The 14,694-nt window shown below is 43.2% G+C and carries 10 protein-coding genes; 1 reads left to right on the forward strand and 9 read right to left on the reverse strand.

What is annotated here, in order from left to right; all coding sequences use genetic code 11:
• Window positions 1–87: 87 nt before the first annotated feature.
• The 4 genes from FW774_RS08070 to FW774_RS08085 form a co-directional block, all read right to left on the reverse strand.
• Window positions 88–1,476 carry a glycoside hydrolase family 2 TIM barrel-domain containing protein gene (locus tag FW774_RS08070; RefSeq protein ID WP_149347655.1) on the reverse strand — a complete coding sequence of 463 codons (1,389 nt, stop codon included), beginning with the start codon at window positions 1,474–1,476 and terminating at the stop codon, window positions 88–90.
• A 77-nt stretch (window positions 1,477–1,553) separates the two neighbouring features.
• Window positions 1,554–3,137 carry a RagB/SusD family nutrient uptake outer membrane protein gene (locus FW774_RS08075; protein ID WP_149347656.1) on the reverse strand — a complete coding sequence of 528 codons (1,584 nt, stop codon included), beginning with the start codon at window positions 3,135–3,137 and terminating at the stop codon, window positions 1,554–1,556.
• An 11-nt stretch (window positions 3,138–3,148) separates the two neighbouring features.
• Window positions 3,149–6,364, reverse strand: coding sequence for a TonB-dependent receptor (locus FW774_RS08080; protein WP_149347657.1), 3,216 nt, complete (start codon window positions 6,362–6,364; stop codon window positions 3,149–3,151).
• 193 nt (window positions 6,365–6,557) lie between these two features.
• Window positions 6,558–7,778 (reverse strand): FecR family protein, encoded by a 1,221-nt coding sequence (locus FW774_RS08085; protein WP_149347658.1) that lies wholly within the window; start codon window positions 7,776–7,778, stop codon window positions 6,558–6,560.
• Between the two features lie 132 nt (window positions 7,779–7,910).
• On the opposite strand from FW774_RS08085, the gene FW774_RS08090 reads away from it, so the two are divergent.
• On the forward strand, window positions 7,911–8,492 hold the full coding sequence (locus FW774_RS08090; protein ID WP_149347659.1) for an RNA polymerase sigma-70 factor: 582 nt from the start codon (window positions 7,911–7,913) through the stop codon (window positions 8,490–8,492).
• A gap of 137 nt (window positions 8,493–8,629) precedes the next feature.
• Here the strand turns inward: FW774_RS08090 and FW774_RS08095 are convergent, their stop codons facing one another.
• From FW774_RS08095 to FW774_RS08115, 5 genes are all read right to left on the reverse strand, one after another.
• Window positions 8,630–9,727, reverse strand: a complete 1,098-nt coding sequence (locus tag FW774_RS08095) for an alkaline phosphatase family protein (protein WP_149347660.1) — start codon at window positions 9,725–9,727, stop codon at window positions 8,630–8,632.
• A gap of 5 nt (window positions 9,728–9,732) precedes the next feature.
• Window positions 9,733–10,905, reverse strand: a complete 1,173-nt coding sequence (locus FW774_RS08100) for an aldose epimerase family protein (protein WP_149347661.1) — start codon at window positions 10,903–10,905, stop codon at window positions 9,733–9,735.
• A gap of 120 nt (window positions 10,906–11,025) precedes the next feature.
• The gene (locus FW774_RS08105; RefSeq protein WP_149347662.1) at window positions 11,026–12,105 is read right to left on the reverse strand and encodes a glycoside hydrolase family 2 TIM barrel-domain containing protein; all 1,080 of its coding nucleotides are present in this window, start codon (window positions 12,103–12,105) and stop codon (window positions 11,026–11,028) included.
• 157 nt (window positions 12,106–12,262) lie between these two features.
• The gene (locus FW774_RS08110) at window positions 12,263–13,342 is read right to left on the reverse strand and encodes a family 43 glycosylhydrolase (protein WP_242457767.1); all 1,080 of its coding nucleotides are present in this window, start codon (window positions 13,340–13,342) and stop codon (window positions 12,263–12,265) included.
• Between the two features lie 15 nt (window positions 13,343–13,357).
• A complete protein-coding gene (locus tag FW774_RS08115; protein WP_149347663.1) occupies window positions 13,358–14,506 on the reverse strand; it encodes a formylglycine-generating enzyme family protein in 1,149 nt (382 codons plus the stop codon).
• Window positions 14,507–14,694: the final 188 nt, after the last annotated feature.

The following is a 14,694-nucleotide window of genomic DNA, read 5'->3' on the forward strand; positions in this document are numbered from 1 at the left end:
GATTACGAGAATAAAAAAGAGAACTATATATGATAATTTTTTCATAATAAATTTTCGACTATTGCGATAATATTGGGGGATTATAAATTAAAGTACCCTAAAGGGAAGACAAGCGCTCGCGATATGATTATGGTTATCTTTCACGAAACCATAGAGCCGATAATTGCCAGCCGTTGATGGTGCCGTAACCGTTACTGTAGCAGCAGACGGGTTATAAGTTACGGCATTTGCAATACCCGGATAGGTACCTGGTATAGAAAAGTTTTGGCTGATGGGTGTACCTTCTGCTACCACAGTCCATTCATATGTCAGTGGATCGCCTTCAGGATCTGTTGCAGCTAAACTTCCCGTATAACTATTCCCTGCTGTTAAAGTAACATTATCATCTTCGGTTTGCCCTCCCAGAATAATATGATTACGGCTTCCGGCAATTTGCGGTGCCCGGTTAGACGGAAACGCCCCTGTCCACTGGTATTGCAGCCCTTCCAAAGCTCCAAATGCCCTGTTCATTCTGGAACGCATACCATACCACATAGGTACTGCTCCATGTTTTTGATAGCCCATAACAAAAGCATAACCTCCTAAACAGGCATGTCCTTCGTTAGGTTTAATATAAGCGCCCCACTTGCTCTTGTACTCATTGGCTTTTGAAGTACTGCTTAGCTCGTGAAGTGTTCCAAAAGAAGTGGTATCTGTAGATTCCCAGGTTCCCTGAGGCCCAAATTCACCGATATAATAAGGTTTATTAATATTTGAGCTAAGAACTTTATTATGAACCAGGTTCAACGCACCATAAGCGTTTATTCCAACACAATCCAAATCAGGTGCTCTGGCAGCCACTGCATTTAACACCGTAGTACTTGAGCCTGCAAGTATGGTACTTGTGGGATGGTTTGGGTCTTCGGTGTGTATCATTTCAGATATATCATTCACCGCATTCCAGCACTTTAAATTAGAATAACCGCTGTTTAGTTCATTTCCGATAGCCCACATTAGTAAAGCCGGGTGGTTACGGTACTTTTGCACCCAATATTTAAAGTCCTGTAATTGCTGATTTACGGCAACCGTATCATTGTAATTAAATCCATCGGCTTCATGTTTGGCATACAAACATAACACTACCGTTATCCCTCTTAATTGAGCAGAATCTAATAAGCTTTGCGTATCATCATCTACACTATATTCTCTGATAGAATTTCCACCATAATTAGAAATCGGGAACCAGTATTTATTGGGTAATTTATTACTTGCAGCAAGCCCCTTAATAAAATAGGAAGATCCATCGACCAACATTTTCCATGTTCCACTTTGGTTTACTATTTGAACCTGACGTGGGGGATCAGTTAACGTTTGTGCGTTTTTGGTTTTAGTGTTTGTGATGTTCGTCTCAGAGTCTACCATGATGGTTGGCTCTTTACAAGCATAAAAGGCAATGGGGATCAGCACGGCAAGGCTTAAAAAATTTCTTATTTTCATGAGGAGTAATTTTTAGCTGAATTAGTCAATAATCATTAGCTTGAATATTCATTATTAAAACCCTTTAGATATCTCACTTAATTATATCCCGGATTCTGCGGGAAATTTTCCGCACCCATATTGATAATCTCGGTCTCTGGAATGGGCCATCTTACAAATTGCGGGTTGGCTGGTAAGTTAGTCCGACCTGGTATAGAGCTGCTTATTTCAGGGTCTCCGGCATAGTTTGCCACCTGAGGTATTAATATTCCCAGTCTTTTTAAGAAATACCACCGGTCTCCTTCAAAAGCAAGTTCCCTGGCCTGCTCGTCAATAATATCCTTAATGGTTAAGGTACCGGTAAATTTGTCGTTACCAGCCCTTTCCCAGGTTTTGTTATAATATTGCCTGGCTAATGCCTGATCGCCTTTCATTAAAGCGGCTTCTGCTCCAATAATGTAGGTTTCTGCCAAACGGTAAAGAATCACATCTTTATAACTTCTTGTTTCTGAAGCGCTGCGGGTCCATATATCGCCATATTTTGTACATCCCGGATAAACCAGCTTGTTCTTGGTCCCGCTTTTATATAAAGGAAAATATTCACCTGGCTGAACGGTAACTGACCCATACGATTTGGGATCCGGGGTGGTATTTTTGTACCTATGTATGTAATAAGCATCATATCTTTTATCCTTACTGGTATCATACAAAGAGAACAGGTACGGGCTTGGCAGACATCTTCCATACGTGTATCCCCAGTTTTCATAACTGCAAGCGTATTCTGCCGTTCCTCCAATCTCCTGCCTGTAAGAGGCTATAAAATAGGCGGCAAAATAATTTCCTAGGGGCGTGCCTGTTGAAAGGTTCCCTCCCGGATTTTTACTCCACTGTTGAACCATCAAGGCTTCTTTATGATTTAGATCTCCCGCATTAAAAATACTGTCTAATGCAACTAAACCATAATAACCCGAATGGTCTATTTCATATACCTGCTCTAATGCTTCGTCCCAGTCTTTTATCCATAATGCGGCTTTGGCTTTAATATGCCGGGCTGCTGCCTTATTAAACCTGCCGGGTTCGGCAGATTGCCATTGAAGATTTTCAATGGCATAATCCAAATCCTGATAAAGCAGGTTAAATACTTCTGCGGTTGTTGCTGCCTTATATGTTTTTGGCTCATCTACATTTTGCCAGGTAGTAGGCTCTGTATTCAGCCAGATCCTGTCGTAGGTTCTATATAACAGGAAGTATGCCTGTGCCCTGAAACATTTGGCCTCGGCAATAGTTTCTTTCAGGGCTGTCGTTTCCGGCAGCTTTTCGCCGGCACTGATTATTTCGTTTGCTTTTCCGATTATCTCGTACATGGTTTGCCACATGTGGGCAACCTGAGCCGAAGACGGCTTAAGGTAATTTGGATCATAAGTACCAAAATAATTGCCGGTTCCGCCATTAGTTACTGCCAGATCCGTTGCTCTCTCTAACGCAAAAATAGTAGCATTCTCTGTATCACTGGCATAGTTGCGTAACAGCGTATAAACAGCATTTACGGCTAACTTTAAACCACCTTCTGTACTGTAAATATAGTCGGCAGAGTACTTGGTTTTATTTTCTTCTTCCAGCATTTTGGTACAGGAAGCAAACACTAGTGTTAATGATAAAATATAGAATATATTCCTTCTCATAATGCTTTAGGTTAGAATGAAAAATTTAATCCGAATAACAATGTTCTGGGCTCGGGATATGCTCCCGGATTTTGTTCAGGGCCATAACCCTGCACATCCGTCAATGTCCACACATTGCTTAGAGTAGAAAATAATTTCAGATTGTCTACCCTCAGCTTCTTTACAATTTTTTCCGGCATTTTATAAGAGAGCGAAACATTCCTTAATTTTAAATAATCGGCTTTTTCGTAAGCTAGTGAGGTTATATATGCAGGCTGTTGTACAAAGTTTGGAGCCGGGGCTTCATTGGACGGATTATTGATTGTCCAGTAATTTCTGCGAATACCATTTCTTTTACCGGTTAAATCACCGCCGGTATCGAAAGTGGACAGATAGGAATTATAAAGATAGCCCCCGGTTAGATAGTAAATATCCACTGACAGATTAAAGTTCCTGTAATCAAAACTGGTAATGAAAGAAGTGATGAATTTAGGGTCTCGCTGAATAACAACCCTGTCAGCGGCTGAAATTACATGGTCACCATTAACATCCTTAACCCGAATACTTCCAGGAGTAGCTGTTGGCATTGCCGAATTGGCAATATCATCTGTTAACTGCCAGATACCATCAAACTGATAATCATAATAAACATTCATTGATTGGCCTATAAACCAATTATTATTCAAATCATTGGCCGGCTTTCCATTGGCATCGAGTGAGCCATCGATTTTCTTAATCTTATTTCTGTTGGCCGTGAAGTTAATTCCTACATTCCATTTAAAATCCTTTCTATTAATGGCTATTGCATTTAAAGCAAGTTCAATACCTTTGTTCTGCACATGTCCCAGATTAACCAATTGGCTTGAATAACCTGTTGTTGTAGGCAGCGACCTTTCTACCAAAAGGTCTGTGGTTTGAGTATCGTATAACTCAAGCGAACCGCTTATTCTCCCGTTAAAAAAGCCATAATCTAAGCCTAAATTTGCCGATGTTGAAGTCTCCCATTTCAGGTTTGGATTAGTTAATTCTGAATTTGGCAGGTAACCAACCTCTGTTACGTTCCCGAACTCTGTCAAATATTTATCGGCTAAACCCAACGTGGTATACGGACTAATAGCCTGGTTACCAACCTGTCCGTAGCTTAACCTGACTTTCAGCTCAGACAGAAAATCTACATTTTTAAGAAATTCTTCCTGTTTTGCCCGCCATGCCAATGCTATTGAAGGGAAGTAACCATATTTATTATTAGCGCCGAAAACGGATGAGCCATCTACACGAACTGCCGCCGTAACCAGATACCTGCTGTCGTAATTATACCTTGCCCTGGCCAGGTAGGATAATAATTTTCTGTCTGAATATTCATACGTAGGAACCGCCTGGCTTGTGGCGGAGCCTATAGCATGGTAAGAAAGGTCGTCGTTAGGAAAACCAAACCCTGTATTGCTAATCCGTTTCCATTGAATACCGTTCAGGCTCGCCATTGCCGTTGCATCAAAATGGTGCTTACCAAAATCTTTCGTATAATTCAGGATATTTTCTACCAGATAATCATTGTAAGTACTTTCTGCCACAATAGCCCTGCCACCGTTATTTCTGCCGGTAGTATGATTAATACCCAGGTAGGAATTCTCCTGCACTTTCCGGTTATTCAGGCTGGTATTGAGCCGATAAGATAAATTCTTTGTTATTTTCCAGTCGGCAAAAAGGTTTACGTTCAACCGGTCTGTAATATTCAGATTTTCTGAATTACTGATGTTCCACAATGGGTTATAATGCGATTCTCCCGCTTCGGTAACATCTTCTTTCAATGAGCCATCGCTATTATAAACTTCTGCCAGCGGGGGCATGGTGATAAAGGAGTTAAAGCTTCCGTCGGCAATGTTTCTGTAAGATTTGGTATAAGCTATGTTAGAACCTACGGAAACTTTATTGGAAAGCGTCTGGTCTATATTCAACCGCCCGGTAAATCTTTTGAAATCTGATGACGGAACCATCCCATCCTGGTAAAATTGCCCAAGGGACAACGCGTATTTTGTTTTGTCGTTACCTGATTGAATCAATACGTCATTTTTATTTTGCCATGCGGTTTTCAGCATAACATCTTCCCAATCCACATATTTTTTTGAGTGGTAAACGTCCTGCATAATACCTTTGAAAACTTCACCTTCATCGTAATACCCATAAGCATTGTAGAACGCCTCTTTACGGTAAGCGGCCCATTGCTCTCCGTCATAAAATTCAAAGTTTCTATAGAGATTTTGCATACCTGCATAGGAATTTACGTTTACTTTCGTTTTGCCCGCGACACCCCGCTTAGTTGTCACCAGGATAACACCATTAGCTGCCCTGGCTCCATAAATTGATTGTGCCGAGGCATCTTTCAAAATCTCAACAGAAGCTATCTCACTGGCATTTATATCATCTATACTGGCTATAGGTACACCATCAACAATATAAAGTGGATCATTGCCTGCCGATAGTGACCTTCGGCCCCTTATCAAAATACTGGAACTTCCGCCCGGTGCCGCACTTCCCATCGTCACTTGTACTCCCGGCGCTGCTCCTCTAAGCATTTCGCTCACACTGGTCGTAGGCATTTTGTTAACCTGTTCTGCCGTAACCGAAGATATGGCTCCCGTAACATCACTTCGTTTTTGTACACCATATCCTACAACTACAATTTCGTCCAGCTTAGAAACTTCCTGAATAAGTTTAACGTTAATGGTACTGCTATTTCCAACATACTTTTCCTGTGTGGCAAAACCTATGTATGTAAACACCAATACACTATTTTCAGAAGGGACGGTAATTTTATAATTCCCATCCGCATCAGATACTGTCCCGGCAGGAGTTCCCTTAACTTTAATACTTACCCCTGCCAACGGTTCGCCTTTTTCATCAGTCACCTTACCAGTTACGGAAACAGTCTGATCCGGCTTATCTTTATTCTCTGCCTTCCTACGACTGATAACAATGGTCTTTTTATTAATGACATATTCTAAAGGCTGGTCTATAAAGCATTTATCTAAAGCTTCTTTTAAGCTGCTGTTCTTTAAATTAATATTTACCGGGTTAGCTTGCCTGAGCAGGTCTGAGCTGATAATGAAGCTATACCCGGTTTGCCGCTGAATATCATTGATGACCTCTTTTAAAGAAGCATTTTCTTTTTTTAGACTTACAACCTGTGCGTAACCAGCAGCCGAAACCTGTATAATGGCTGCAAGCATCAAAACAGCAATCAATTTCATTCGTAAAAAGAGTCTGGTTAGCCAACAGGAATTTCTCCTACGGGGAAATACCGTATAAAATTTATACATTTGAATATTGGTTTTATAATGGTTTAACAAGGATCATTCATAGTTACCAATACCGGCTCCCGGTGTTGCAAGCGCCCGGAGCCATTTTTTATTCAGGTAACCATTATATTGTAAAGTACATTTATTATGGCATAACAATTACCCTCCTTCCCTTGCCGAAAGCATTACCGGCCTCAATTTTAAAGTGTACAACACCCGTTATTTCCATATTTTTCAGCAGTTCAGTAATATCTTCTGAGCGTGATATCTTGGCATAAAAGGCCTTATTGCTTACATCACCCTGGTAAACCACATCCACATTATACCAGCGACTAATTTGTTCCATAATGCTTTTGATATCTTCATCATGAAAAACAAAGTAGCCGTTTTTCCAGGCAACAGCGGCTTCTATATCGGCAGGTTCGGCTTTAAAATTTCCTTCAGGTTGTCTGATACCCGACTGTCCGGGTTTCAACATAAGCTCGTAGCCTGCACTTTTCAATTTTACCGATCCTTCAAGCAGCGTAGTGGTTACCCTGCTGTTGTAAGCGTTCACGTTAAAATGCGTACCTAAAACCTCTATTTCCTGGTTGGCTGTAGTTACAATAAATGGAATCCGGGCCTCTCCCCGACCCTCTCCTAAGGAAAGGGAGTGTTTCCCCCTTTGGGGGATTAAGGGGGCCTTGGCTACTTCAAAGTAAGCTTCGCCCGTTAGCTCTACCCTGCGTTCTTTACCCGTAAATTTGGCTGGAAAACGGAGCGACGATGCTGAGTTCAACCAGACCTTTGTACCATCTGATAACACCAGTTGATATTCGCCGCCGCGGGGAACGGTGAGGGTATTGCGAGCCACTCCCCCCGCCCTCTCCGAGGGAGAGGGAGCCTGGGTTCCCGTTACATAAGCCAGTTGTCCACTTGCCTGCTTGCTGATTTTGGCGCCAGCCTGTTCTGCCAATATACCGTTAGCGGCATCGGTCAGGCTGATCTTTCTGCCATCGCCAAGCGTAAGCACTGCCTTGCTGCTACCCGGAACAATGGCAGCTGTTTGTTGTAGCTTCGTTACCGGGACTGGAACATCGTGAAAATGGAAATACAAGCCAAAGCAAAGTGCAATGAGTATCACTGCTGCCGCAAGCGGTAATTTATACCATAACCAAATAGTATCGGGACGTTTTTTGATACGGTTCATTAAGCGGGTATATATCCGGTTAATAACAACCTGCTCATCACCAAGCTGATCCGTATCCCAATCCGCCTTATCTAAAGAAAAATCGTCCCGGTACTCTTCGAGCAATCTTCTTTCCTGTTCCGTACAGTCACCGGCAGCACATTTTTCGTACAATAAAACGTATTCTTCTCGCGTCATGATATAATTGGTTATGTGTATAGTACCTGTTTCCGGGAGGCACACACATACTTTTAAAAATATTTTTGATTATTTTTTTTAAGCCCCTAAAAGCTGTACCTTAGTCTTATACCAATTAAGGCTCCACTTCAAATGGTTAGCGATATAGAACTCTGGGAATCTGTCAGGATAGACAATGAGAAGGCTTTTTCACTGCTTTTTCACCGGTATGCTTCCGGCATATACAGTAAAGCCTATTCGTATATCCGGGACCGGGAAGTCAGCGAGCAAATAGTGCACGATATTTTTTTAACCATCTGGAATAACCGCAAAACATTACAAATTCAATCGTTTAAGGGCTATCTCACTTCAGCGGCCCGGTACCGGGTATATAAACACCTGACGGCACGAAAAGCCAACCTGTTGGACTATAAAGAGGAATTACCTGAACCGGGCTATGCGGTTCAAAACACAGGCTATACCAATCTGACCGGTAAAGACCTGGAAAACGAGCTATACAGTTACCTGGAAAATCTGCCCAAGCGCTGCCGTGAAATATTCCTGATGAGCCGCATTCAGCTATTGAGTAACGATGAAATTGCCAAAAAACTGGGTATATCCAAACGCTCCGTCGAAAACCAGATCACGTACGCTCTTAAGTATCTTCGTATTTCTTTAAAGGATGCATCGGTTATACTTATCCTGGCCGAAGGTATACACACACTGATCCGTTAAATGAATAACAGATAATTGTTATTCAGCCTTATCCCAACCCTCTCCAAGATAGAGCTTGGAAATGTTATTTGTTATATCAATTCTTTTAGCTTTAAGCTTTCTGCTTTTAGCTACCTTTCGCCTTTAACCTTACAACATTATCGTTTCCCGCCCAGAACCTGTTTAATAGGTTCGCCTATAATATGGGGACTTGGAAATTTCAGACCGAGAAAAGAGGCTATCGTTTGGGCATATTGATTTTGCCATAACTGTCCAGGTGCAGAAATTTCACCCAGCGGCTTGGTTTGTGGCCCCATAACGGCAAACCATATTTCATCGGAATGTGGCACTTTGCGTCCGTGACTGCGCCACAGATCATCATCACCCCGGCCATGGTCTCCTACAATCATCAACGTGGTTTGATCTTTATAATATGGATCACTTTGCAGGTAATCCCAAAGTTTGCGCAGCATTTCGTCATTGCCATGAGCCGCATCAAGGTAATAGTCGTATTTGCCCTGGTGTCCAAACGAATCAGTTTCTATAAAAGCCAGGTACAATACGTTGGGATGATTTTGTTTCAGGTAATCTGTTGCCAGACCGTAAGTAATGGCATCATAGCGTTCACTATCTCCGAATATTTTCGGGAGATCATGCTGTGCCTTGTTCAGGGCCTGCTGTGCCGGTGTAAGCGATGGGATGTCCAGATCGCTATATCCCGAATTAATGAGCAATCCGCTACGTTCCTTGTTCAGGATGCGGTAATAAGCATCCCACGACGTAAACACGGCAACTTTACCCTGATATCCAGGCTGCTTGTTAATATATTCCAGCACATTGACATTAGGATTTGGCGGAAAATCATTAGAATTAACCAGCGTATCGGGATAACCGGTAAAGATCTCATTATATCCCGGATAGGAAAACCAATACGGGTTCTTTACATTCACGAAATTTCCCAGATCGCGGTTGCCGTATATCTGTCCGTTCTTAGCAAAATATCCCCAGAAAAAAGGCATTAATTTTTCCCTGCGCTCTTTTGACGTTGCCGCCCAATACTTCTCCGCCCTTACCGGCTGCTTTTGAGTATTATACTGCTTATTATTAAACAGTCCTGAATCTGCACCGCGAAAAACATCTTTCCAGCGGTATCCATCAAATGATACAATAACCAGCTTGTTTGCTTTGGTTTTCTGCGCCCATGCAGAAGTACTGAAGCACCATGCGGCTAAAAGAAAAATCAATGCCTTTTTCATAGACCTTATTGTTTTACTGAAAACAAATATACAGAACTGGTATGATATACCTGTCGGGGACTTAACACGGTTGAAGGAAATGATGGCTGGTTGGGTGAATCGGGAAAATGCTGGGTTTCTAACGCCAAAGCAGTTCTGAAATCATCTTTTGAGCCATTTTTAAAGGTATTTTTGCTTTGCATAAAGTTACCGCTGTAAAATTGCAGGCCGGGCTCTTCGGTATAAATATCCATTACAATGCCCGATTTTTCACCGGTTACTTTAGCGGCGTGACGCATACCGCTGCCGTCCAGCACAAAGTTATGGTCATAGCCCTTGCCATTCTTCAGCTGCTCATTATCATCATTAATACGTTTGCCAATGGTTTCAGGAGAAGTAAAATCAAACGGTGTACCCGCAACGGATTCCAGCTTCCCGGTAGGGATCAAAGTTGAATCAACCGGTGTATATTTTGAAGCATTGATCTGCATGATATGATTCAGAATAGTACCACTTCCCTCGCCATTCAGGTTAAAGAAAGCATGATTGGTGAGGTTAACTACGGTTTTCTTATCTGTTTTAGCTACATAATCCATCTTGAGCTGGTTGCTGTCTGTGAGGCTATACGTTACCTGCACATCCAGGTTACCGGGATAGCCTTCTTCCATATCTTTTGAAAGGTAGTGCAATACCAGTGTATGGTCATCCGGCTGACTGGCATCCCAAACCACATCCTGGAATCCCTTTTTGCCGCCATGCAGGGTATTTACGCCGTTGTTGGTAAACAAGGTGTATTGCTTGCCATCCAGTGTAAATTTACCCTTCGCAATGCGATTACCATAACGGCCAATGGTTGCTCCAAAATAAGGCTCAGTAGAATTTTTATAGGCCTGTACGCTGGGAAACCCGACAACCACATCGGTTAACTTACCGTTTTTATCAGGCACCAGCAAACTCACCAGCCGGCCCCCATAATTGGTAAAGGCCGCCTGCATGTTATTTTTATTTTTCAGGATGTACAAGTCCGTTTTTTTACCATCGATAGTAGCTTCAAAGGCCGATCTATCAGGTAAGGTTGCTGTTTTAGCAGTATCATTTTGTACACTGTCGGCAGCGCTGTGCTGATTTGAAGAACTGTTACATGACACCATAGCCATTACACAAAACGGCAGTACGGGTATAGCAAATTTTAATTTCATGGTTTATTGGTTTTATAGTTAAGTCAAAATTAAAAAGTCAAAATTAAAAACAGTTAAAATATTAAAATTCAACAAATAAAATGTATGAACAAGACAGTTTACAATTAACTTACATTAGAATTATTTTCCGTTTAGTTTTTTAATGAGTTCTACCTCGTCCTGGCGATAGGGCGTACCCTCCGCTTTAAAGATATCGTGGAACCACTCTACGGGTTGTCCGCCGTCGGCTATCGGTGTGTCCCAGGCGTAAATAGTATTGGTCTTACCCGATACAAATCCCCAGTTTATAGCACCTACATTCTCCTTTTTGAGCAAAGGCATAATATTGGAAAAACGACTATTACGGGTGCGAGCCATGTATTCGGTGCAAATCAATGGTCTGTTGTGCGTTTTCAGCATCTGGATAACCCGTAAATGCCATTGCGGCTCTTCATAGTCATGATAGGTAATAATATCCGAGTTCATGATCTGAAAAGCATTCAGCTCCTCCAGATCCCATTTCCAGATACCCGCACTGATGGGTTGATCGGGGTTAACGTCACGGGCCCATTTAAACACCTGCTGCAACAAGGGCATGGATTTATTACCCTTATCCGAGTTACCAGGTTCATTGTACAAATCCCACAGTAAAATGCGCTCATCATGTGCGAAACGGGTCATTACATCTTTTACATATTTTTCAAGCTCGGGGAACAATGCCTGGTTTTCTGATGCCGGCTGACCGGGATCCTGTACCCATCCGGAATTGTGGATACCGGTTTTTGGTGCAGGCTGCTTACCTGCCACTGGCACTTTATTCCAGCAATCGTCAAAAAACACGAACATGGTTTGAATGTGATGTTTTGCGGCGATGCCCAGATACTGGTCTACCCGCTTTTTAAATCCTTCGGGATCCTGTTTCCAGGCCACGCTGTGCAGAAATACCCGCATGGTGTTAAAACCAATGCTTTCGGCCCAGCCCAGCTCCTTATCAATGGTTTGCGGATCAAACGTATCAGCCTGCCACATTTCAAGCTGGTTAATAGCCGTTGCGGGGATGTAATCGGCGCCGGTTATCCATTTGTGCTTTTTATACCAGTTATCAGCTTTTTCAACCGACCACCGGGAACCAGCCGGAGCAGTTTGCTTTTTTTGCGCCTGTACCGAAAAAGCAACGCTTGCTACCAATAAAAAGAGGATTATTTTTTTACCAAAGTTCATGTTAGTTTAGTTTAATATAAACAGACGATTTACAATTTTTGAATTACGGTTTATAATTTTTGAATGCTCGATTGTTATGTGTTGTGGGTTACGTGTTATGGGACTCATAACCCGCAACAGATAACTCGTAGCTCATTTTGCTTCCAACTTATATCAGTTATTCCTGCTTCTCTCCCGAAGGTAACGGTATAGGTATTCCTGCCGGAACTGGTGTTCCAAATACCGGGTTACCGTCTTTATCCCAGGTAAACTTTTGTAATCTCAGGTTACGTGCCCAGCCCGGCTTGGTTGTTTTTTTGGCGTGGTAAAATATCCACCACTCCTTACCGTCGGGCGAGGTAGTAAAGCTGGCATGACCGGGGCCAAGCACTTCTTTGGTTCCGCGGAATACCGGCCCTTTTTTTATCCAGTTCGTTGCATCCATCGGGGACTTTTTATCGTCTTTCAGCATCAGCATGCCCAGACGATATTGCGGTGTCCACGATTCGCGGGTAGAATAAATAATAAATACCTTGCCATCATGCTTTAAAAATTCAGGCCCTTCGTTCAGATCCAAGGGGCCACCGGTTTCCCAGGGCTGATCCGGGCTGGAAATTTTCACCCGTTCTGAGCTGATGGTCCAAGGGTTGCTCATGCGGGCCATGTATAAATGCTGCGATGTTTTATCGGTTGACGCGTTCTGCTCCCATCCCGACCAAACGGCATACAATTTTCCGCGGATAGAGGTAACGGTAAGATCGATCGCCCAGATTGTACCGGTAGGGTCATTGGGATCTGCACCTGTTTTCAGCATTCCTTTATCAATATATTCACCTTGCGGATCATCGGTAACCGACTCCAGCACACCAGAGCGCTGATATTTATACGGTGGCCCGGATTGACCGGCGGCATAATAAATATACCATTTTTTACCGATACGGTGCAGCTCCGGGGCCCATACGCAATGACTGTTCCAGCCGCTCGCCGGTGCAGTCCACACGATTTTACGTGGCCCTATTTTAGTAAGCGAGGTGGATTTACTTACAGTGATATGTGATACGCCGTTATTACCTGCACTCAAACATACGTAATAATATCCGCCGTCTTTGATCACCCAGGGATCGGCGCCACCTCCAACAGGATTGGTAAACGTTGTATCCATTAACAGGTTTTGGCGGTATATCGCTTTTGCCGAAACCGGGTAAGATCCGGAAACGAGCAGGCACAAGGCACCTGCTATCACATATCTGTGTATCATATTATACCTGGGTTCTTACTTATCCTGCACACACCGGAAGCCAAGGTGTTCCATGCCACTGTCCTCCGTGCTCTTCATCCTTCTGGCAACACGGTATCCTGAACAATAGCTGTCATTACATAAGAATGATCCACCCCGGATCACCCGCTTAATGGCATAAGGCTCCTGCGGGTCAAAACTCTTATCCGGCCCTTTCGGATTCTTTACTCCTGCCGGGTTATTGATAGTGGAGTAATACTGGTAATTGTACAGGTCTGAACACCATTCCCATACATTACCGGCCATATCATACAGCTTGTATCCGTTCGGGGAAAATGATTTTACCGGTGCGGCATAAAAGAATTTATCCCGCAAGGTGTTTTTGGATGGAAATGTGCCCTGCCAGGTATTGGCTTTGACCTTACCCTGGTCTATCGGTTCATTTCCCCAGGGATAAATATTATCGCTTAAGCCGCCTCGTGCCGCCCACTCCCATTCGGCTTCGGTTGGCAGCCGTTTGCCTGCCCATTTGCAATAGGCCTGGGCATCGTACCAGGAGATGTGCACTACCGGGTAATTCTCTTTACCCACAATGGAGCTGCCCGGCCCGTGCGGGTGCTTCCAATCGGCTCCTTTTTTCCATTCCCACCACTGGCTGTAATCGTTCAGGTCTACATCGTGCTTGGCCTGCACAAACACCAGCGATGCCGGAACCAGCATGCTTTCGTCCGGTTTGGGTGTTCCGGGAGGTAATTGTTTCTTGATTTCATTCCAGTCGGGTTTTTGCTCGGCGGTAGTTACATAACCGGTTGCTTTTACAAAAGCGGCGAACTGGGCGTTGGTTACCTCGGTCTGATCCATCCAGAAACCATCTACGCTTACTTTATGCTTGGGGTATTCGTCTTCGGCTGCCTGCTTGTTATCGCCACCCATCATAAAGGTTCCGCCATCAATCCATACCATACCGGTATGGCTGGTGTCGATACCTGAGGCAATGTCACCACCGGGTTTCACCTTGGTTGTCCCGAAACGGGAAGGAATATTGGATTCACAGCAAATGGCGGTTTTGCCTTTTAGTTTTGCGGCGCCGGTATCGGCTGATGCCTGTTTATTGCCGGATTGCTGATTACACGAACTAATTATACCGGCCAGTATAACCGGAACTATGAATTGGGTCTTGATCATTTTTGTTAATAGATTACACGGATATTGAAGATTACACAGATATTGAAGATTACACGGATACTTGGGATTACACAGATAGTTAGGATTACACAGATGTGGAGGATTACACGGATTAATTGGATTCGCTTTCAACACTTTTAACTTTTTACTTTTCACCTTAACTTAACACGATGTACCAATTATGCAGC

This window comes from Pedobacter sp. BS3 (assembly GCF_008274585.1).
Taxonomy (GTDB): Bacteria; Bacteroidota; Bacteroidia; order Sphingobacteriales; family Sphingobacteriaceae; genus Hufsiella_A.

Coding starts and splice junctions, on each gene's coding strand:
- FW774_RS08095 (WP_149347660.1), bottom strand. CDS start 9,727: ATGAAAAAGGCATTGATTTTTCTTTTAGCCGCATGGTGCTTCAGTACT.
- FW774_RS08115 (WP_149347663.1), bottom strand. CDS start 14,506: ATGATCAAGACCCAATTCATAGTTCCGGTTATACTGGCCGGTATAATT.
- FW774_RS08100 (WP_149347661.1), bottom strand. CDS start 10,905: ATGAAATTAAAATTTGCTATACCCGTACTGCCGTTTTGTGTAATGGCT.
- FW774_RS08110 (WP_242457767.1), bottom strand. CDS start 13,342: ATGATACACAGATATGTGATAGCAGGTGCCTTGTGCCTGCTCGTTTCC.
- FW774_RS08075 (WP_149347656.1), bottom strand. CDS start 3,137: ATGAGAAGGAATATATTCTATATTTTATCATTAACACTAGTGTTTGCT.
- FW774_RS08070 (WP_149347655.1), bottom strand. CDS start 1,476: ATGAAAATAAGAAATTTTTTAAGCCTTGCCGTGCTGATCCCCATTGCC.
- FW774_RS08090 (WP_149347659.1), top strand. CDS start 7,911: ATGGTTAGCGATATAGAACTCTGGGAATCTGTCAGGATAGACAATGAG.
- FW774_RS08080 (WP_149347657.1), bottom strand. CDS start 6,364: ATGAAATTGATTGCTGTTTTGATGCTTGCAGCCATTATACAGGTTTCG.
- FW774_RS08105 (WP_149347662.1), bottom strand. CDS start 12,105: ATGAACTTTGGTAAAAAAATAATCCTCTTTTTATTGGTAGCAAGCGTT.
- FW774_RS08085 (WP_149347658.1), bottom strand. CDS start 7,778: ATGACGCGAGAAGAATACGTTTTATTGTACGAAAAATGTGCTGCCGGT.